We start from the raw sequence: 19845 nt of genomic DNA, 5'->3' as shown, positions 1-19845 counted from the left end.
TTTTATTTGGTGATAACAAAAATAAAACAGCCAAACTTCCATCAACCGAAATATTGATGCTCAGCTATGATTCGAGAAAAAAATTGATAAAACAAATACCTGGCTTTGGAACAATGAGCCGCAAGCAAGTTGAACTTGCTTATAGTTCTTCAATCCAGCGTATTGAGACATTTGTCACAATGAAGTCAGCTGATCGCTATCGTCTATTGATTAAAAATAACCCAGAGATTATTAAGCATGTTCCTGCGAGAATCGTTGCAGACTACCTTGGAATTTCGCAAGAGAAACTTAGCAGGCTAAAGTCAAAAAACAACTTTATATAATACAACTGCAAAATCCACCTGGACCCATTTTGTATAGCCTACTTGCATCTGTAAGACCAGCGTAAATGTGATTTTGACTGTTTTTAGCATTAAGGCTTTATCCTGTATGCTTCTTCAATAATATATTTTACTGTTTCTTCATTATTTACATTTAAACCTTCCTGTTGATGCATCAATTCTCCATCTGCATTAAATACGCTTATGATGTTTGAATGTGAAAAATCCATCGGAGATATTCGTTTATAGTTGACAGCTAACACTGCCGCAAACTCCCTTGTATTTTCTTCGGTTGACTGGAGGAATACCCACTGATCTCCTTCCATTTTATTTACAACTGAAAACTCCTTTAAGCGCTTTGGCGTATCAGTTGCCGGGTCGATGCTTACTAAAATTAATTTTACTTTTCCTTTTATATCTTTGGGTAGTTGTGCCTCGATATTTCTCATGTCAGCTACCAATCGAGGACATGCAGCTTTACAGGAAGTATAAATCATTACCATTACTAACACTTTTCCCTTCAATTCTTTCAATTCGATTTCATTCCCATTTTGGTTTGTCCATTTTGATGGGAGATTATAAATTGATAAATCTGTAAAGTTTTGACTTTTATTTGGGCCTTCCTGCGATTGTGCTACGGCATATTGTAATGTTAAAAGGATTATTAAAAATCCTGAATAAATTGTTTTCATGTTTTGTTTTTTTTTAATGGCACATTAAATTCAACCCTGGCCTTTTTTACCGGAACTGCTTGTTCATTTTGCTTGAGAATTAACTGTTAACCTACCAGGAGATAGATTTTTTGCGCATCTGAATCCTAAGTTTCTTGTTGTAAAGTTTGCTTTCAAGCTACCTCTGAAAGCAAAACGCATAAAGGCCGCATAATCCATCAGATCACTTGCATTCACTGAACCACTACCACAGAATAAAAGTTTATCGGTGTCTTTATCCTTCCTTGATTCTCCCGAAAGAAAAATGCTATTAAAATCAAATGTCCATTCCCAAACAAGTCCGTGCATATCAAACACCCCCCATTTGTTTTTATAAGTAGATCCGACTTGATTTAAAAATGTTTGTGGTTTTTCATACCACGACAAGATGAATTTATTGAACTCCTCTTTTGTTCGTGCATCAACACTGTACTCATCCGCCATTGCTATATACTCCCATTCATCCATTGTTGGCAGCCGTTTTCCCTGGCATTCGCAATAACACTTTGCTGCAAACCAGGAAACATTTGTCACAGGAGCGTTGCCTTTTTGACTCCCGTAATCATAATTTCCCAACCAATAATACAGGTAGTTTTTTTCTGCATAAATTCCTTTTAATTCAGACTTGGAGTACTCCGGATGCTTTTTTACGAACTCTAGGAATTGCGCATTGGTTACTGGATACTTATCTATATAAAAACTTGAAACTGTTATCGGCGGTTTATCTGCATTTCCATAGAGCGGAATATAGCTTCCCTCTTTGATGTAAGCCATTGTGGAATCTTGTGCCCTTACATTTATAGTAGCTACTAGCAGTGTTAATAGCAAAAGATATTTTTTTTGGGCTACAAATAGATACGGATTCATATACAGGATAGTTTAATGTTTTAAGAAGTCATATTGCCTTGACCAATAATGTTCAGGCAATATGACACTTAGGGTATATTAATGCGCAGAGGCCACACTAACAGGTTTATTTTTTCTTTCATTTTTAACCATACTGGCGGTAATTACTTTTTTGCTGTTACCCCAACTGTGGTAAACGTATGTTAATACATTTGCAATTTCCTCGTCAGTTAAGTTTTGCGGTGTCATAACACTGTTGTATTTTTTGCCATTGACTGTAAGGTCTCCACTTAGTCCATGTATGACGGCATTAATTGCTTTTTTAGGGTTATTATTTAAAAAGTCAGATTTTGCTAATGGTGGGAAAGCATTTGGGATTCCTTGTCCCTCTGATTGGTGACATGCAAAACAAGTTTTGCTAAAAACGTTTTTTCCTGCAGCGATTTTTGCTTGTAAATTACTAGCAGTTTGTGTTTGTAAATGAGGGGCAGGTTTTAAAGGAGTAGATTCTGTTCGTAAATTTTGAGCAGAAGGTTTTGCAGGGGCAGATTTTGCAGTTTTTGCCGGAGCAGGTTTTGCAGGGGCAGTTTGTGTATTTTTTACGGAAGCAGGCTTGGTAGGAGCAGCTGTTTTTTCATCTTTTACTTTTTCCACATTTCTACTCTCTGGGTTGTAGGTTTCTTCCTTGATAACACCCGAGTAAATTGTTTTATTTTCCGGTCCTTCAACCTTTAACATGCCCAAAGCTCCTTTATTAAAAGCTCTGAATATTGAATGGTCAACTAAAATAAATGTGCCATTCACATCCACTTTGAATTCAGCAATTGCTGAACCGCCTGCAGGTATTAATGTAGTTTGAACATTTTCATTTATCTTTTCTCCCCCTTCTAAATATATTTTGTCAAATACCTCTCCGATCACATGGAAAGAGGAAACCAAATTAGGCCCGCCGTTACCTACAAAAAGACGAACTGTCTCTCCTACTTTTGCCGTAATGGCGTTTGCACCAGTTAAAGCCCCTACTTTGCCATTAAAAACAACATAATCCGGTTGTTCTTTAATTGCTTTATCCATATCAAATGGTTGACTTCCTTCTTCACCATAAGCTCCTTTGGTGTAAAAATCGCCTTGCATAATGTAATATTCTTTATCTACAGGAGGCAATCCACCCTCAGGCTCAACCAGAATTAATCCATACATTCCGTTTGCAATATGCATTCCTACCGGGGCTGTTGCACAGTGGTACACATATAAGCCGGGATTGATTACTTTGAAACTAAACGTTTTTTCATGTCCAGGTGCCACTAATGATGATGCGGCGCCACCTCCTTGTCCGGTTACGGCATGTAAATCGATATTATGAGGCAATTTGTTATCAGGATGGTTTTTCAGATGGAATTCTACCTCATCACCCACACGTGTCCTTATGAAGCTTCCAGGAACCGTACCTCCAAAAGTCCAGTAAGTATACTTCACGCCATCTGCCATTTCCCCTTCTTGTTCCTTAATTTCCATGTTTACAATTAATTTGGTGGCCGCCCGATTTCCAACAGGTTTCGGAACGAATGGTGGCGCAGTCAGTTCGGCTACAGATTGACCGACAACTGGAATTTTCGAATAATCTTTTATAGGATCGTCTTTGAAAGAGAGGAATCCAAACGTTAAAGCAGCTCCAGCAAGCACATAAGTGGTAGTTTTGAGTATTCTTTTCATGACAAAAATTGTTTTGGTTTTTTTTGTAAAAGTATCGGACAAAACTGTCCGAAATTATGTTCGCAATCATGTATAAACATTTATTTCAACCAGCCTTTTTAATGATGCCCATCATAGACCTCAAAGACGAATTAAAGGTCTTTGATTCGTACTAATTGGGTTTATATAAAGGACGTTTTTAGTGTAGTTTGCTATGCAGAATAGCTTTTTAGGAGTAAGTCTGTATTGTTTAGGGCTTTTGTCTACCAGAAAAACATGATCGATGTCATACAAAAACAGGATGATAATGCCGTGTTTTATATTGTTTTTCAAAGCACTAATTATGAGAAATCTGTACCAGCGAGTTTGCGTCCCTTCCTGCGATAAATGTGAAAGTAAATCTCAATCTTTTTTCTGCTCTTTAAGCAATGAGGATTTACAGAAGCTAAGTCTTAATAAAATAAATATTTTTTTTAAAAAAGGTCAGGAAATTTTTCACGAAGGAGGAAGACCCAATGGATTGTTTTGCATTTATTCTGGAAAAGTTAAAATTCAGAAGATTGGTGAGGATGGAAAAGATCAAATAGTTCGACTTGCAAAGAAGAGTGATATAATAGGTTACAGAGCTTTGCTCAGCAATGAGCCTTACGGGGCATCAGCCACAGCCATTGAAGACACTGTGGTTTGTCACCTTTCAAAAAGCGCATACTTTGATATATTAATGAATAATCCAGAACTCTCGATGAAAACAATTCAACAACTTTCCGCCGATCTTAAAACTGCTGAACGTTTAATAATGAGCATGGCGCAAAAACCTGTTCGCGAGCGCATGGCTGCAACATTATTGGCCCTTAAAGAATTTTATGGTACAGAAAAAGACTGCAAAACAATTAATGCAATCTTAACCAGAGAAGATATCGGTAATCTTGCGGGTACAACTACCGAATCGGCGATACGTACTCTATCAGACTTCAATAAGGAAAAAATGATAAAGCTGACTGGAAAAAAAATTACCATCATTGATATGACGCAATTGATAAAAATTGCTCGCATTGTCGATTAGACAATCCAATTCCAGGAGCATTTTTTTTCAAAAGGAGACTTCTTTTGACTTATCAAAATTGCTCTATTTCATAAATTGAAGTTGCTTTCCTAATGCTGAAATATAAAAGCAACTTCCTGCCTCCTTACAAATTCATCTCTATTTTCTATCCTAAATCATGCAGCATTACAGATAATTCTATGATGGCTGGCATAGTTTAAAATTTGTTGTCCCTATAATATTGCAAAGAACAAAGAAGAACTAAAAAGTAGGACAACCTTAATCAATTACAGATGATGAAAACTTTTACTAAAGGTACTATACTAATGACAGTTATAGTTTTAATAGCCATTACTTCAAATGCACAAATTACACTAACAGGAGAATTACGTCCTCGTTTTGAATACAGGCATGGATATAAAGCTTTGTCAGAAACGAATATGGACGCTGCGGCCTTCATTTCTCAACGTACCCGTCTGAATTTGGGATATGCAAACGATAAATTACAAACCAAATTGGCATTACAGGACGTGAGAGTTTGGGGAAACCAATCTCAACTAAATGCAAGTGACGCATTATTTTCTTTACATGAAGCATGGGGAGAATATGCGTTTACAAAAAGATTTTCTGCCAAATTGGGACGCCAGGAAATTGCTTATGATGACGAAAGAATAATGGGAGCGGTTAACTGGAGTCAGCAAGGCAGGTCGCATGATGCAGCTGTTTTAAAATATGTTGACAGCACACTGACCATGCATATTGGTTTTGCATTTAACCAGGACCAAGAGCAATTCAAAACAACAAAATATACTATTGCCAACAGTTATAAAGATATGCAGTATTTATGGCTGAATAAAAAATGGAGTAACCTTGCATTAAGTTACCTATTTCTTAATGTGGGACAGCAATCGCCTGAAATAAATAGTGATTCCCGACATAGCTTTACAACCGGAACACACCTAACATATAAGATCGGAAAATTAGCAGCTGTTGGAAAAGGATATTATTCGGGAGGCATTGATGTAAATAAGAAAGACATACAGGCCTTTCTAATTGGGGGGGATTTAACCTATGGTTCTTTACATAAATTTTCTGTAACTGCAGGTTATGAATTTCAATCCGGCCAAAGTCAGACTAATACGAGCACCAAATATAATAAGGTTAATCACTCGTTTAATCCGGTCTTTGGAACCAATCATCCATTCAACGGCTATATGGATTATTTTTATTCAGGAAATCATCTTAATAGTGTGGGGCTGCAAGATATTTTTCTGCGGTTAAAATATAAAACCGAAAAATGGTGGACTACCACTGACGTACATGGGTTTTCTTCTGCAGCTGGAGTGTTGGACAAAAAGGAATTTGCCGCAACAGGAGAATATAAGGCGATGAATTCCTATTTAGGAACGGAGATTGATTTAACCCTTAACTATGCAATTAATCCTACATTCGTTATCTCTGGTGGTTATTCACAAATGTTTGGAACGGAAAGTATGAAGGCCTTACGGGGCGGACAAACTGACGAAATAAGCAATTGGGCTTATATAATGATTGGGATTAAGCCTAATTTCTTAAAATAAACCTTCTATAATCATTTGGTACATCTGTGGCACACTGGAAAAAAGACAATAAAAGCTGAAGTAACTCAAAACCGCCCCAAACTAAAAAAGGCTTTCAGATTTCTCTAAAAGCCTTTTTTTCTTATCGGAGACGGTAGTTGAACCTGCGCTCTATCATTCGCCTTGTTTCACTTTCATAATATAAGCAGGCACTAAACCATGAGCTTCTTTATGAGTGTTTATGATTGCGGTTGAATTGGCAGCTTCAGACAAACAGAACACTACACCGTTTTTTTCGTCGACCCAATAGTTAATAAAGTTGACGCCGTATTTGCCTTCCACGGCCAAATCTTTAGCGTGTGCGCCGGCTACATCTTTTGCAGTTACTTTGCCTGGGCCTAGTTCATGAACATCAATGAATAACTGTTTTTTACCTGTCATCGCGGCTGCTTGCCCTTCGGTTACTTCGTAAATCGCGGAAGGCAGTAGACCATGTGCTTCTTTATGGGTACTTGTTATTGATTCTTCATCATTGGCTTTCGAGAGGCAATACACCTTGCCTTGTTGCTCGTCGACCCAAAAGTTAATAAAGCTTACATTGTATTTGCCTTGGGCGGCAAGGTCTTTTTTATGTGCGTCCTGTACATCGGCCAGGGAAACTTTGCCTGGCTCCAGATTATGTACATCAATGTAATAATGCGCTTTGTTAGAGTTAGAATCCTGAATACCCGCCAGATCCATGTCGGTTTCTACGTTTTTAGCATTAGCGCCGCAGGCAAGAAAAAACAATCCAAATACTGCGAAAAGCGAAATTAAAGATTTCATGGGTTTAAATTTTAAAGATGAATTAATGTGAATAACTGAAATTACTCGTTCCATGTTAATTTGTTTTAAGTTCAAACCTTGATTAACTGATATAAAATTAGGTGGAACTTTGCTGGAAGGCTTTCACATTTCATTCAAATGCTAGCAATTTTGGATCACCTCATCCCATTAGGGTAGAGACAGAGGTTACCTCTGAGCTTGAGTGGGTAATATCCCAAAACGGTTTTGGAAACTCTTTGTAAAATAGGACGGACTGCTAAATCCCACTTCAAAGGCGATTTCGGCTATGTTGCCTGATTTCTTCTTAATCAATTTCAAGGCTTTTTTCAGCCGTTGTTCCTGGATAAAATAGTTGGGGGAATGGCCTGTTAAAGAGGTCGTTTTTCGATAGAGTTGAGCTTTGCTCATGCCGACGCTTTTGCTTAGACTCTCCACACTAAATGTTGAATTGCCTTCCATTGACTCAACCGCTTCAATCAATGCGTTTACAAACTTTTCATCAACCGGAGTAATGATTCTTAATACGCCGTTTTCATTGTCAGTTGTGATGAGAGTGCCTTTAGTTAACTCCTTGACCTCTGTGGATACAATAATTTGATTGCTTTGCGCTATATCGCATAACTTATTTGCGAGTCGAATGCTGCTGCCAAAAAAATCAATCCCGTCGTTTACCGGTCCGCCCGCACTTATACCAATGCGCACTTCTACCCCATCTTTATTTGCAATTTCGAAATCAGTAAGGATTGTTTTTGCGCAATCAATTGCATGTGAACTGGAGTTAAAAACACACATTATCCGATCGCCTCCGTGGTTTGCTTCCCTGCCTTTAAATTTTTTAAATGCATTTTTAATTTGATCATAGAGATTTTGGCCATTAACCGGCGTGATAATATCAACCATTAAAATCACTCTAATCCCAGTATCCAATGTTCCATCGGGGTTTTCAACTAAATCAAATTCATTTTTAGTGCTTTCATTACCCATGTACGCGTTGTAATCGCCGCCTTGCAGTTCAATTATATTACACGCCATATTACCATGTGCTTCGTGATGTACGGCAGCACACGATTCCTTATCCGGACCTTCCATCAAACAAAAGAACAATCCTGCTTCAGTGTTAATCCAATATTGTATAAACCGAACTCCGTATTTAGCTTGTATTTTCAAGTCGGCCATATGACAACATTTTATCTCTTCAATGCTGGGCATTCCTTCCTCACCTTCGGAAGCTTTATGCAAATCCATAAAAAGTGCCATAATTGATATTATTTGAGTAATACTAAATTAATGAAAATAAGCAATTTTGGTTTTATATTAGACTTTTCGTATATGCTCATAACCTCTCCTTACAAACACATGGAGAGCTGTAATTACCCGACAGTTTATTATTTAAAGATGCATGTATCGTTTACTTTAAACTTCTTATGATTTTTTGTTTAGCTTCAGTTATTGGAGGCCAGCCTTTTTCTAAGGCTTTCTGAAATCCATATTTCAATTTGTTTAAAAGCTAAAACTTTTCCTTTTCATTCTTTCTTTTTTAGGAAAGCTGGATAAAGAAATTCGGTTTCCATGTATTTTCTTCGGAGCGCCATAGAAAATACTACTCAATGTAAGCGATGTTAGATGTAATTTTAATTTCTGGTTCTGTAAAAATTTGGCGAAGGCTCTTAGATAAACTCTAAAAGTCTTTTTTCTTTCGTAGCCCTGATGAGAAATTGTTTGAACACTTGAAGGGGATTTTAAACTAATAGATTCTATCAGAAGCTTTTCTCTTTAATGAATGAATGCATGCTATTACTCAAAGATAAATGCTGTTTATTATAAACAATAAAGTCATATTTGTTGAAAATAAACAACATTTATATGCGTTCCAAAAAGCAACCACTTCTTCCCAAATTTCAAAAAGTATTAGAGCAAATGGGAGAAAATATCAAGCTTGCCAGAAAAAGACGTACCCTAACAACCATACAAGTGGCCGAACGGGCAGGCATAGACCGTACAACTTTGTATCATATAGAAAAAGGCAATCCGAGTGTATCCCTAAGGGCTTACTTTAATGTGTTCAGAGTGCTGGGTTTGCAGGATGATTTTCTAAAGCTGGCTGCAGATGATGAGTTTGGACGGAAGTTGCAGGATTTAAAATTGATTGGGAAGTCGTAACCAACTGCTTTTTTAATCTGGCTGGTATGTTTTAAGCAGATACTTTCAAAGCCTAGATTTGGCTGTGGATCAAAATAGATCCGGAGCCAAATCTATATTAAAACAACAACTTTTGGCTGTGGATACAAATTGATCTACAGCCGAATAGTATATTTAACACGAATAGAATTAAGATAAAACAAGCAAAAGGTAAGGCGGGAACTTTGGTGGCTATTATGGAAGGGACAAAGTCCGATAATATCATCCCCTTGTTGCTAAAAATCCCCTCTATGTTCAAAAACTGACCAGCGAAGCTTTACAGGAGATCAGAATTAAATACCGGTGGGAGGCAATCGAGGTGGAAAATCAAGCATTAGAAGATGCTAAAACATTCAGTTAAAACAACTACATGCCAGAGGTTTCTACCTGCTGAGCAGGTAGTGAGAGCCAAACTCCTATTTGAAAAATAACCTGCCCTAAGAAAAACCTATGATTTAGTTCAGAAACTATCGTGGATATTTAGCGATACAAAGGATAAGTTATATGCCTTTGCAAGATTGGTGGAATGAGCAGGTAGAACAACCTGGATTCTAGACCTTCAATACCCTATCCAGAACGATGGATCATCAATCACCACAAGAACATACTCAATTATTTGACAACAAAAGCACCAATGCCTCTGCGGAATCTTTCAATGCAAAAATTAATGCCTTCAGGGTGCAATATGGGGGCGTAGGAAATGTTAATTTTTTTCCGTTTCAGGCTAACTAAACTTACTCCACAGTTTTTGATCCAGATCCGAACTTTCCATTTGTTTTCAGTTAGATTTGAATTAACGAACAAGGTGTGGAAATATGGAAAACTCATACGAGTTTACCACATTCCCACACCCAAATAATAATTACAACAAAGCCTCTTGACACAGTTTATTTTACCTACCCTGGTAAAAGTATTATATTAATTTAGAAAATGGCTCATTTTCAATGCAGTGGATGCATTAGTTTCTCTTATAAAGATAATTGCATCATACATTTTTATAAGTGCTTGATATGCTCCATCTCCACCTTTAGCTTGTTTATTTGCATGATAAACCCCTCCGATTAAACGAGAGTTTACTTTTTTATTAAGAAAATCAGCAATAATGGGATTAGTAGATGCCGTATTAAAATCTAAGATGAAATTAGGCTTATCACATTGTTTAAATACATAATCACTAGAGTTTTTAATTTGAACATCTGGAATTGAATAAGTAACACGAATCCATGTTCCGTCTTTTTGCTTGAACCCTCCTAATTTACCCGAATTAAATCCAAAGCCCATTACATAGTACTCTTGTGGAAATACTTTTGCTAAGTAATTCCCCATTGGTAGATTGTTGTTCATCGTAATATCCTTTGAAACATGGCCATTGTGCGCCCAGATAATTGCTTTTCCTTTTGATTCAAACTGATAAATCCATTTACAATTCTCTGCCATGTATTTATCTCTTACTTTATCCTGTTGAAACCAATCTTTAGCATGAATAAACTCTATGTTTTGCTCTAATACACGAATGTATTGTTTGAATAATTCCAATTGATTTGTATCAGCTTTAGCAGGAAAATATCTGTTTAACTCTGAAATGGTATTTTTCAATAAACTATTTTCAGCACCCGTGGATACATGGTAGCGCCAGTTAATGATCATGTCCAACCCTTTTTTGCTATCATCAGAAAGCAATTCTATTTTTGATCCTAAACCTTCTTTAATGGCTTGCGCTGCAAACAAACCCACCTGCATATCACAACCATAAAATTTCACCTTATCCTCCAATGCTTTTGTTGAATTATACTCCTTGATCCATTCCACCATCTCCAAAAATTCGGTCATCATCCAAACCCCTATTCCCATTTTTTTTAGACCGGTATAAGGGTCGCCTTTTCCATATAAGACATAATCGTTCATTACCTTTGAGCCTGCAAAATCAGCCTCAATAATAAATGTTTTAAACCCGAGTTCAGTTACCATAAATCGTAATAATCGATGTTTATAATCAAAGAACTCTTTGGTTGCGTGTGTAGCTTCCCCAAGACCAACAATTTTTTTGTCCTTAAATATATTCTTTAGCTGCTCAAGGTCAGAAAAATCATCACTGGGAGATAGCGTATTAACAGGAATTAGTTTATTGTTAATAGCAGTAACCAGTTCATCTTGAGCTAGTAATGAAAATGGCAACATGTAAGCCAAAGCAAAAAACAATGTTATTTTGATATACTTAGAAATAAAATTCATCATAGTTATTGAAATTCAGATGATAAAAAGGTAAATGATTTAGTTCTTAAAAACTTCTCTTGATAGCTGTTCCTCTTGAAACGATTTAAGTATTGTTTTATTATTGTTGATACAGTTTTTCGGGTGCCCAGTCAGGGTAAACAAATACGCTCTCTAATCACCTCTTCTTTCACCAGCCATAATTCTTTTACCCGATGGTTGATCCGCTGTTGCCGTTGTACTTAGGGGTTTTGCTTTTTAGAAGGTTCCAATTGGGTGTAAGGATTCCATCCTTTTTCTAAAGCTTTCTGAAACTCGAACTTTAATTTGATCAGGAGTTTTAACTGCTCCTTTCCGCTCTTGCCTTTGTTAGGAAAAATAGATAATTGCAGCTTGTTCGCGTTGTACTCCCTGTAACACTTGCCATCGTAATAGTACTCAATGTAAGCTCTTTCGTTACTAAATTTGACCTTAGGACCTGTAAACATTTTGGCGCATCTGTTGGCGAACAAGGCAAAAAAAGACCATAAAATGCTAGAAGTAGCTTAAGTTGTACAAAAACTAAAAAAGGCTTTTAGATTACCTCTAAAAGCCTTTTATCATTTGTAGCGGAGACGGGAGTTGAACCCGTGACCTCAGGGTTATGAATCCTGCGCTCTAACCATCTGAGCTACCCCGCCAATTATGGTTTTTATTTGTATCTTTACCGATACCCCTTTTCTTAAAAGGTTTGCAAATATAAGGGGAAATCACGTACTTTAAAAATATGTTCGAGTAAAAATTTAATTTTTTTGTGCTGGATGGGAGCTAAAAAGAAATACAACCTTGAGTATGAGATACATTCATCTCCAAAAATTTTATTCAATTTTATCAGTACACCTAATGGTTTAGCCCAATGGTTTGCTGATGACGTCACAGTTAGGGATGATATGTATACCTTCAAGTGGGATAATGAGCAACAAAGAGCTCGGCTATTAGGGCTTCGAGAAAACAAATCGGTGAAATTTAAGTGGGAAGACGATGAGCCTTACTGTTACTTTGAATTAGAGATATTACAAGACGAACTTACCGGAGATGTAGCACTGGCTGTCACTGATTTTACTACAGAAGCTGAAAAGGGTGAACGAAAATTAATTTGGGATAGTCAGGTCGATAGCCTGTTAAGTGTTATTGGTGCATAAAGGTATTTTGCATCTTATTTAATACCTTTGTGCCTCAAAAAGGTGGAATGAAGAAACTCCATAAACTTATTATATTATCCTATTTAAGGCCGTTTGCTGCAACTTTTTTTATTGTTTCATTCATTTTGTCAATGTTATTTTTATTTAAATACATTGATGAACTGGTGGGCAAAGGACTTGAGTGGTACACTATACTTCAATTACTTGGTTATAATTTTGCAGTAAATGTGCCATTGGCATTGCCGTTGGCTATTTTATTGGCTTCGATTATGGCTTTTGGCAACTTAGGAGAGCAGTATGAACTCGTTGCAATTAAAGCTTCTGGCATTTCCCTCTCACGTGCAATGCTCCCTTTGGTTGGAGTTATGATTCTTCTCAGTATAGCTGCTTTCTATTTTTCCAACATAGTAATGCCTCACTCATTTCTTAAAATGGGATCGTTGTTGTATGATGTTAAGCAAAAGAAGGCAGCATTTAACATTCCTGAAGGAGTTTTTTACAATGATCTTGACGGCTACTCTATAAGGGTTAACCGCAAAGACCATGATGAAAAAACCTTGCATGGCTTAATGATTTATGATCATACCCAGGGTAATGGCAATATGAATGTAGTGATGGCTAAAAAGGGTGAAATGTTTAAGTCAGATGATGGCAGATTTCTGGTACTAAACTTATACGACGGAGTTCGGTATTCTGAAAACCCGGGAGAAAAAGGTTATAATGAACGTCAGCGCCAAACACGTATCCGTTTTAAAGAATATGGCTTAAAGTTTGATCTCTCTGGCTTTAACCTTGAACGAACCAAAGAAGAACTCTTTAAAGATCATTATCAGATGCTTAATGTTAAGCAATTGATCTCAAAAGAAGACTCCTTACAAACCCTTCTTAAATCAAAACAAAAAAATCTGGATGCATATATCGAGCCAACCTTTCTAATTTTCAGGCGCAATGAAAACTATACTAAAATAAAAGCAGACACAGCCTTAAAATGGAAAAACTCGGATATCTTAAATAATATGCCGGCCACTGACCGTATGGTAGTAGCCGATGATGCTATAAACTCAATGCGGAATGTAAAAAGCTATCTGAGTACAGCAAAGGATGAAAACAAATCAACCAACGAATTATTACGTAAACATATGGTAGAGTTTCACCGTAAATTTACCCTATCATTTGCTTGTATTGTTTTGTTTTTCATAGGGGCTCCTATGGGTGCAATCGTGCGCAAAGGAGGCTTAGGATTACCGGTAATTATTTCAATTCTATTTTTCTTGGTTTTCCACGTATTATCAATGACAGGTGAAAAATTTGCAAAACAAGGTCAACTTGAAGCCTATCAGGGGATGTGGTTAGCCACAATAGTATTGGTTCCCATGGGTATATTTTTAACATATAAAGCTGCAACAGATTCGGCTATTTTCGACGTTGAAAAATACCAACGCTTTTTCAATAAGTTTTTCCCAAAAAAGAAAGATTAATAATTAATAATCCACTTGAACAGCTTGTAAAACTTTATTGCTTTTATCGTTGTTCAATCAATAAACTTTATAATAATGCTTAATACGATAGAGGAAGCAATTGAAGATATTAAGGCAGGAAAAATGCTGATTGTGGTTGATGATGAAGACCGCGAAAACGAAGGTGATTTTTTAATGGCTGCCGACATGGTAACTCCTGAGGCTATCAACTTCATGATTACTCATGGTAAAGGGTTGGTTTGCGCCCCCATTACTGCTCAGCGCTGTGATGAGTTAAAACTCGAAATGATGGTAGGTAGAAATACCGCTACTCACGAAACCAATTTCACTGTTTCAGTTGATTTATTAGGTCATGGTTGCACAACCGGCATTTCGGCTCAGGATAGAGCCAAAACGATCAAGGCAATGATCGATCCGAATATCCACCCTGATGAATTAGGTCGTCCGGGGCATATCTTCCCTTTAAGAGCTGTTGAAGGTGGTGTACTTCGTCGTGCCGGGCATACCGAAGCAGCTGTTGACTTGCCTCGTATGGCAGGCCTTTATCCGGCTGGTGTAATTTGTGAGATCATGAATGATGATGGCACAATGGCCAGGTTGCCTGATCTTCTGAAAATGGCTGAAAAATTCAACCTGAAAATCATTTCTATTGAAGACCTGATTTCACACAGGTTAAATACTGAATCACTTATTAAAAAAGAAGTTTCAGTAAAACTACCTACTGAATGGGGCAATTTTGAAATGGTTGCCTTTACTCAAATCGATACTGGAGAACACCATATAGCGTTAGCCAAAGGAACATGGGAACCAAATGAACCAATTTTGGTTCGAGTACATTCATCATGTATTACAGGCGACATTTTTGGATCTTGTCGTTGTGATTGTGGACCTCAATTACATAAAGCTATGGAAATGGTCGAAAAAGCAGGCAAGGGTCTTATAATCTACATGAACCAGGAAGGTCGTGGTATTGGCTTAATTAATAAACTTAAGGCTTACCATTTGCAAGAAAACGGCCTCGATACGGTTGAAGCCAATCTTCAATTAGGCTTTAAAATGGATGAACGTGATTACGGTGTGGGAGCTCAAATTATTCGTTCACTTGGCGTTACCAAAATGCGCTTAATGTCAAACAATCCTACTAAACGTGCCGGCTTAATTGGCTATGGTTTAGAAGTAGTTGAAACTGTGCCTATTGAGATTGAACATAATGAGCATAATGAAAATTACTTATTAACCAAGCGAGATAAAATGGGTCATGCTATAATGAAAAACGATCCTGAATAATCAGGATCGTTTTTTTATTCAAACTCAACAGGCTCACTGTCAGAATTATCATCAACTTGTTGTTTGTTTTTTTCTTCCTGTTCCTTTTTTTCTTTCTCCTGCTTCTCTTTTTCTTCCAGTTCTTTCTTTCGCTCTTCTGCTCGTTGTTGTCGCCTCAGCTCCCTTTGACGTTCCTTTTTGCGGGTATTTTCAAAAAACTCCCTCCAGGAGTCAAAATCTTTCCGGTAAAGTACTCCTATCCCTTGTTTATATTCTGAGTCATAAAAGAAATCACTGTTATTTGTGGTATTTGAGTGATTGTAGGCCTTCAAACGCAGGCTTCCATCAGGAAAGATCAAATATTCAATATCAATATCACTACTTAAGGCAGAACTGTTGTTAGTACTCATAGTAGTGCCTGTGGTGTTTTTATCTCTCGAGGTAAATGAACCGTTAATGATCAAGCGTTGATTCAACAAACGAACATTTCCACCTACCTCCGTTTCGCCTGTAGCTGATACGTTTGCGTTAATATCAAAATTCTGTGATCCGATAGCTTCATTTAACAAATTTGAAAGTTTAGAAGACACTAGGTCAACCATTGAACCTGCAATAGCTCCCCCCCCTATTCCTAGACCACTTTCTGTAGTAAACCCTCCAGTAGACAATAAGCCAAAAGCTTGTTTTTGAACATTACCTTCTCCACTAAAGTAAGAGGCAAAAGTATTTTGATATAATGATTCGTTTTGCGGAAACTCAATCTTAAAATCATAAGCCATATCTGTTAAGCTTCCGGTTACATTAATAATGGTATTAACAATAATCTTCTGATTCATTTTTTCCGTAGATTCCTGAATACGCGCTTCAGTATACAGATTGGTTAAACTTGCACGGGTAGGAAAATAAGCACTTACATTCATACGGGCTTCATAAGGATCACCATTAAACCTAACAGTACTACCATTATTAATAATGAACTCTTCTTTAACTCCCGGAATACTCATGTTATATTTCCCTTCTGTTAAAGTATACAAACCAAACATGCGGAAATCACCAAGGGTATTAATGCGCAGCTGAAGGCTTCCATTACCCTTACCGGTCATTGTTCCACCAGAATTTTCCCCTAATAAAATAGAAACTTCGGCAGTTGGGTTTACAGTTAAATCAAAATTTAGTTGTAAAGCCATCTCTTTCTTCTCTTTAATATTTTTAGTGGAAATTGTATCACGCGTAACAAATGCCACCAAATCATCGCTCCCGATACTACTTTCACTTGATATCGGCAAGAAAAACTTTGTACCTTCAGTAGTAGTAGCATTAATTGTAATGGCCATGTTGTCTAATGTTCCTTTGAACAAGAAGTTACCTGAGGCATAAGCTGTTCCATAATACAACTGGTTATCTTTAAAGGTAGTGTTCAAAGCTTGGAACCGTGTTGCATTCAATCTAAGATCAAGCTTTACGTTATTAAGATCGGATAGATCGAGAATTCCATTAGCTGTTCCTCTGTTTTTTTTCACATCAGTGAGAATGAAATTATCAAACAGAATTTTTCCATTTTCTATCCCCACTTTATCGTTAATAGTGTATCGGGTATTTAAATAATCAACCCTTACCCCTGCATTATTGAAGGCAATATTACCATTCAATTGGGGCTTTAAAATGCTGCCTCTTACTAATATATTGGCAGATGTTTTTCCGGTTAGGTCAGACACTAACCCAGTCAAAAAAGGTTGAAATATAACTAAACTGGTTTCATTCAATTCAATATCTGCAAATAAATTATCTTCTTTCTTATTAGGCAGAACGTTTCCAGAAACACTTATAGTATTTAGGTTATCGCGGGTAACATTTATAGAAAAGTTAATGTCATTAGTTTCGCTGTACCAACGTGATGAAATCTCTGCGTCGCCAAGCATATTATTATTTAACGAAAGTTCATGAATAATCATATCTGAACCTACTTTAGGAGCTTTTAATACTGCAGAGGTACTTGCATTACCGGTTACATATCCGCCTACTACTAACCCCTCCCCTTTAAGAAATGGATTAAGAATATTTAAATTCAGATTTCTTAAATTGACAATTAATGCTTCATCATCCTTCTTGGAAATGGCTCCATGCACTTCAAGGGTTTGGTCATTGTTTCTTAGGGTGAAATCCTCCACTAGGTAACCTTCCTTTGCAAATAAAATCCTAAACTTATCGTCAATTTTCCAGCTCTCATTATTAAGTTTCAGTTCTGAAGGCAGTACACTGAATATAGTGGAATCAGCTGTAAAACGAATCTCAGAGTTTAAGTCAATAGAGTTCATCTGGGCAGGGTCAGTAACTTTCAGGTTGGAAGTTACTCGGTCATTCTTTACATAATTCGACATTGCCACATCATTAAACTTCAGGCTATCAACCTCTAACGTTCCCAAGGCAATATTCAAAAACAAAGATTCATCACTGTTACCTTGGTCAAGAATAAGATTCTCTATTTCAAACTTTTGATATTGTAACTTTTCAATTGACCCGTTAATAGTAATTTGATTTTTGGCGGAATTGAAATTACCCATAAATCTGCCACCATCTTCAATTTTCAAATCTGGCAGAAAGATGGACGTAATAGGTTTAACATCTTTAATAGCAATTTCAAAATCAAAATTCTGTGGAACCGGAGCTTTTAATTGCTTCCACTTAAATGATGGCAAATATGATGACAAAAGACCTTTGGTGGCCCCTTCTAATTGAGTAAGAGAGTATTTGCCTCTAAAGGATGCATCCAACATGTCGGAACGTAGCACCAATGCTTGGGCGGTATCACCCCTTTTAACAGAAGTCAGTTGGATGCTATCAATCTTAAACGAACCAACTTTGGTTTTTAAATTAGTATTGGCAAATGTTAATGAACCTAAAATGTTATCAATATTGGCTCCAGAAAAATCACTAGTAATATAGGTTGACACTGCCAGTGTATCATTCATTAATTTAATAGCTCTGAAATCGGCATGTTTTACATCGGCTGTAAAGTCATATATAGGGCGCTTACCAGATAAATTTAGCCTCCCATCAAAATCAATTGCAATGTTTTTATCATTTATATCAAACGCTCCGTTAAATTTTTTCTGCTCTAACTTACCCGATATGGATACGTTCTGATAGCGATAGCCATTATAATCGAAGTAAGCAATTTTAGCGTTCAAATCTTCCTTGAGATTATCTATGCTAAAACCATGACCGTCCACATTAGCAACAAAGGAAGTTTTTCCTAATGATTTAACTCCGGTTAATTTCCCTAAGTCCAGATCTTGAGCATTAGCAAAACCTTTGTACAATGGTTTCTTCATATTTCGTAAATCCATTGCCAAATCGGTTAATGCCGTACCAGTTGCTGTTACTAACGCGCCTTTAACTTTAAAATTATTGTATTGCCCAATAAAAGTACCTTTGAAATTTACATTGCCAACCGTTTTTAGAACTTCAGGCAATTCCGCTTCCTTTTGATCAACACTGGCTAAAATTCTATTGATATCATCTCTGTTGGTTTGTAGTTGAGCAAATTCAAGATCAAAATCAGTTTTATTGATATCAGGCAATCCTTTAACCGCTATATTTCCTTTAATCAATGTTTCATTCCCTGCTCTGAATGTTACATTCTTGGTACGTAAATCAGTAACCGTACCCTTGATCATTCCATCTAAATCAACTTCAAGCGTATAGTTTTTTATTGCAGGTGCAAAGTATGCAATGTCTTTAAAGTCAACATGGGTTTTGCTAAAATTGGCATCCATATAAACCTTGTCAACAAAGTCATTGAAATCACTAATCTTTTTATATCTGAATGCAAGATATTTACTGATTCTACTATTTGGAGTTATAATCTTCAAGTTATTGATTTCAATTTCCTTAGGAGTATACTTAACCCGGCCTGCTAATTTGTTCAGAACAAATCCACACTTTTCATTTGCACTTAAATTCTTTAAATCAGCTAATATTACATCACCATCAATACTTACGTTTTCAGCTTGTAGATTTACCTTTGATGCTCTGATATCGGCATAATCCATGCCTCGTGCCTTTCCTGCATTTTTCTCATCAAAATAGATAAAGGTCAGATTCTTGATATCAATTGAGTTAACCCAAAATTCAAAGGGTTTTGTCGGGACTTTTTTAGTGGTATCGGGTGTTCCACTAAAGTAATTGATAAGGAAACTTAGGTTAGAAGTATTGTTTTTGAAGTCCTTATATGCAAAATGAGCATCATAAAGCTTAAGGTCATCAACTAATATTTTTCGTCCTTTGATATTAAGCTTATTTAAGTCGATCTCAATTAGTCCGGAATACAATAAAGTATCCTTCCTTAGATCTTCAATGTAAAGACCTTCAATAACCACCGATTTTACGAACTTGATATAAAGCCCCTTAATTTCAACACGGGTTTTGAGTTCTTTTGTTAGATATTCGGCACCATACTGAGCAGCTTTGGTTTGAAACCACTTGGTTTGGCCGGCAAAATACAATACCACCAGCAAGATAATAACCAAGCTGAACA

Annotated in this window: 15 protein-coding genes and 1 tRNA gene; 8 read left to right on the top strand and 8 right to left on the bottom strand. The window is 36.7% G+C overall.

From position 1 onward, the window contains the following. Positions 1-56: 56 nt before the first annotated feature. Positions 57-323, top strand: coding sequence for a cyclic nucleotide-binding domain-containing protein (locus L2B55_RS04950; RefSeq protein ID WP_237849175.1), 267 nt, complete (start codon positions 57-59; stop codon positions 321-323). Positions 324-412: 89 nt separating this feature from the next. Here the strand turns inward: L2B55_RS04950 and L2B55_RS04945 are convergent, their stop codons facing one another. The 3 genes from L2B55_RS04945 to nirK form a co-directional block, all read right to left on the bottom strand. Beyond that, positions 413-1012 carry an SCO family protein gene (locus L2B55_RS04945; protein WP_237849174.1) on the bottom strand — a complete coding sequence of 200 codons (600 nt, stop codon included), beginning with the start codon at positions 1010-1012 and terminating at the stop codon, positions 413-415. A gap of 63 nt (positions 1013-1075) precedes the next feature. Continuing rightward, a complete protein-coding gene (locus L2B55_RS04940) occupies positions 1076-1897 on the bottom strand; it encodes a formylglycine-generating enzyme family protein (RefSeq protein WP_237849173.1) in 822 nt (273 codons plus the stop codon). A 78-nt stretch (positions 1898-1975) separates the two neighbouring features. After that, entirely contained in the window at positions 1976-3589 is a 1614-nt protein-coding gene (gene nirK / locus L2B55_RS04935; RefSeq protein ID WP_237849172.1) for a copper-containing nitrite reductase, read from the bottom strand. Between the two features lie 322 nt (positions 3590-3911). On the opposite strand from nirK, the gene L2B55_RS04930 reads away from it, so the two are divergent. Together L2B55_RS04930 and L2B55_RS04925 are read left to right on the top strand one after the other, a co-directional pair. After that, positions 3912-4631: a Crp/Fnr family transcriptional regulator gene (locus tag L2B55_RS04930; protein ID WP_237849170.1), complete on the top strand. Its 720-nt coding sequence runs from the start codon at positions 3912-3914 to the stop codon at positions 4629-4631. A gap of 305 nt (positions 4632-4936) precedes the next feature. After that, the gene (locus tag L2B55_RS04925) at positions 4937-6190 is read left to right on the top strand and encodes an alginate export family protein (RefSeq protein WP_237849169.1); all 1254 of its coding nucleotides are present in this window, start codon (positions 4937-4939) and stop codon (positions 6188-6190) included. A 153-nt stretch (positions 6191-6343) separates the two neighbouring features. Here the strand turns inward: L2B55_RS04925 and L2B55_RS04920 are convergent, their stop codons facing one another. Beyond that, a complete protein-coding gene (locus tag L2B55_RS04920; protein ID WP_237849168.1) occupies positions 6344-7048 on the bottom strand; it encodes a DUF4242 domain-containing protein in 705 nt (234 codons plus the stop codon). Positions 7049-7180: 132 nt separating this feature from the next. Further along, complete coding sequence (locus L2B55_RS04915; RefSeq protein ID WP_237849167.1) at positions 7181-8251, bottom strand: nickel-binding protein; 1071 nt, start codon at positions 8249-8251, stop codon at positions 7181-7183. Between the two features lie 606 nt (positions 8252-8857). Between L2B55_RS04915 and L2B55_RS04910 the strand changes: the two genes are divergently transcribed. Then, positions 8858-9154, top strand: a complete 297-nt coding sequence (locus L2B55_RS04910; protein ID WP_237849166.1) for a helix-turn-helix transcriptional regulator — start codon at positions 8858-8860, stop codon at positions 9152-9154. Positions 9155-9751: 597 nt separating this feature from the next. Continuing rightward, the gene (locus tag L2B55_RS04905) at positions 9752-9904 is read left to right on the top strand and encodes a hypothetical protein (protein WP_237849165.1); all 153 of its coding nucleotides are present in this window, start codon (positions 9752-9754) and stop codon (positions 9902-9904) included. A gap of 186 nt (positions 9905-10090) precedes the next feature. Here L2B55_RS04905 and L2B55_RS04900 read toward each other — a convergent pair whose 3' ends face one another. Both L2B55_RS04900 and L2B55_RS04895 read right to left on the bottom strand, forming a co-directional pair. Continuing rightward, on the bottom strand, positions 10091-11407 hold the full coding sequence (locus L2B55_RS04900; protein ID WP_237849164.1) for an erythromycin esterase family protein: 1317 nt from the start codon (positions 11405-11407) through the stop codon (positions 10091-10093). Positions 11408-11989: 582 nt separating this feature from the next. Beyond that, a tRNA-Met gene (locus L2B55_RS04895) sits at positions 11990-12063 on the bottom strand. A gap of 120 nt (positions 12064-12183) precedes the next feature. Here L2B55_RS04895 and L2B55_RS04890 point away from each other — a divergent pair. From L2B55_RS04890 to L2B55_RS04880, 3 genes are all read left to right on the top strand, one after another. Further along, complete coding sequence (locus L2B55_RS04890; RefSeq protein WP_237849162.1) at positions 12184-12564, top strand: START-like domain-containing protein; 381 nt, start codon at positions 12184-12186, stop codon at positions 12562-12564. A gap of 47 nt (positions 12565-12611) precedes the next feature. Beyond that, positions 12612-14042, top strand: a complete 1431-nt coding sequence (locus tag L2B55_RS04885; RefSeq protein ID WP_237849161.1) for an LptF/LptG family permease — start codon at positions 12612-12614, stop codon at positions 14040-14042. Between the two features lie 75 nt (positions 14043-14117). Then, a complete protein-coding gene (locus tag L2B55_RS04880) occupies positions 14118-15329 on the top strand; it encodes a bifunctional 3,4-dihydroxy-2-butanone-4-phosphate synthase/GTP cyclohydrolase II (protein ID WP_237849160.1) in 1212 nt (403 codons plus the stop codon). Between the two features lie 14 nt (positions 15330-15343). On the opposite strand, the gene L2B55_RS04875 is transcribed toward L2B55_RS04880, so the two are convergent. Then, positions 15344-19837: a translocation/assembly module TamB domain-containing protein gene (locus L2B55_RS04875; protein ID WP_237849159.1), complete on the bottom strand. Its 4494-nt coding sequence runs from the start codon at positions 19835-19837 to the stop codon at positions 15344-15346. Between the last annotated feature and the right edge of the window lie 8 nt (positions 19838-19845).

The sequence above is a fragment of the Solitalea lacus genome (assembly GCF_022014595.1).
In the GTDB taxonomy this organism is placed as follows: Bacteria; Bacteroidota; Bacteroidia; order Sphingobacteriales; family Sphingobacteriaceae; genus Solitalea; species Solitalea lacus.
The sequence above is the reverse complement of the archived record's forward strand: the minus strand, read 5'-3'. Positions and strand labels throughout refer to the sequence as shown.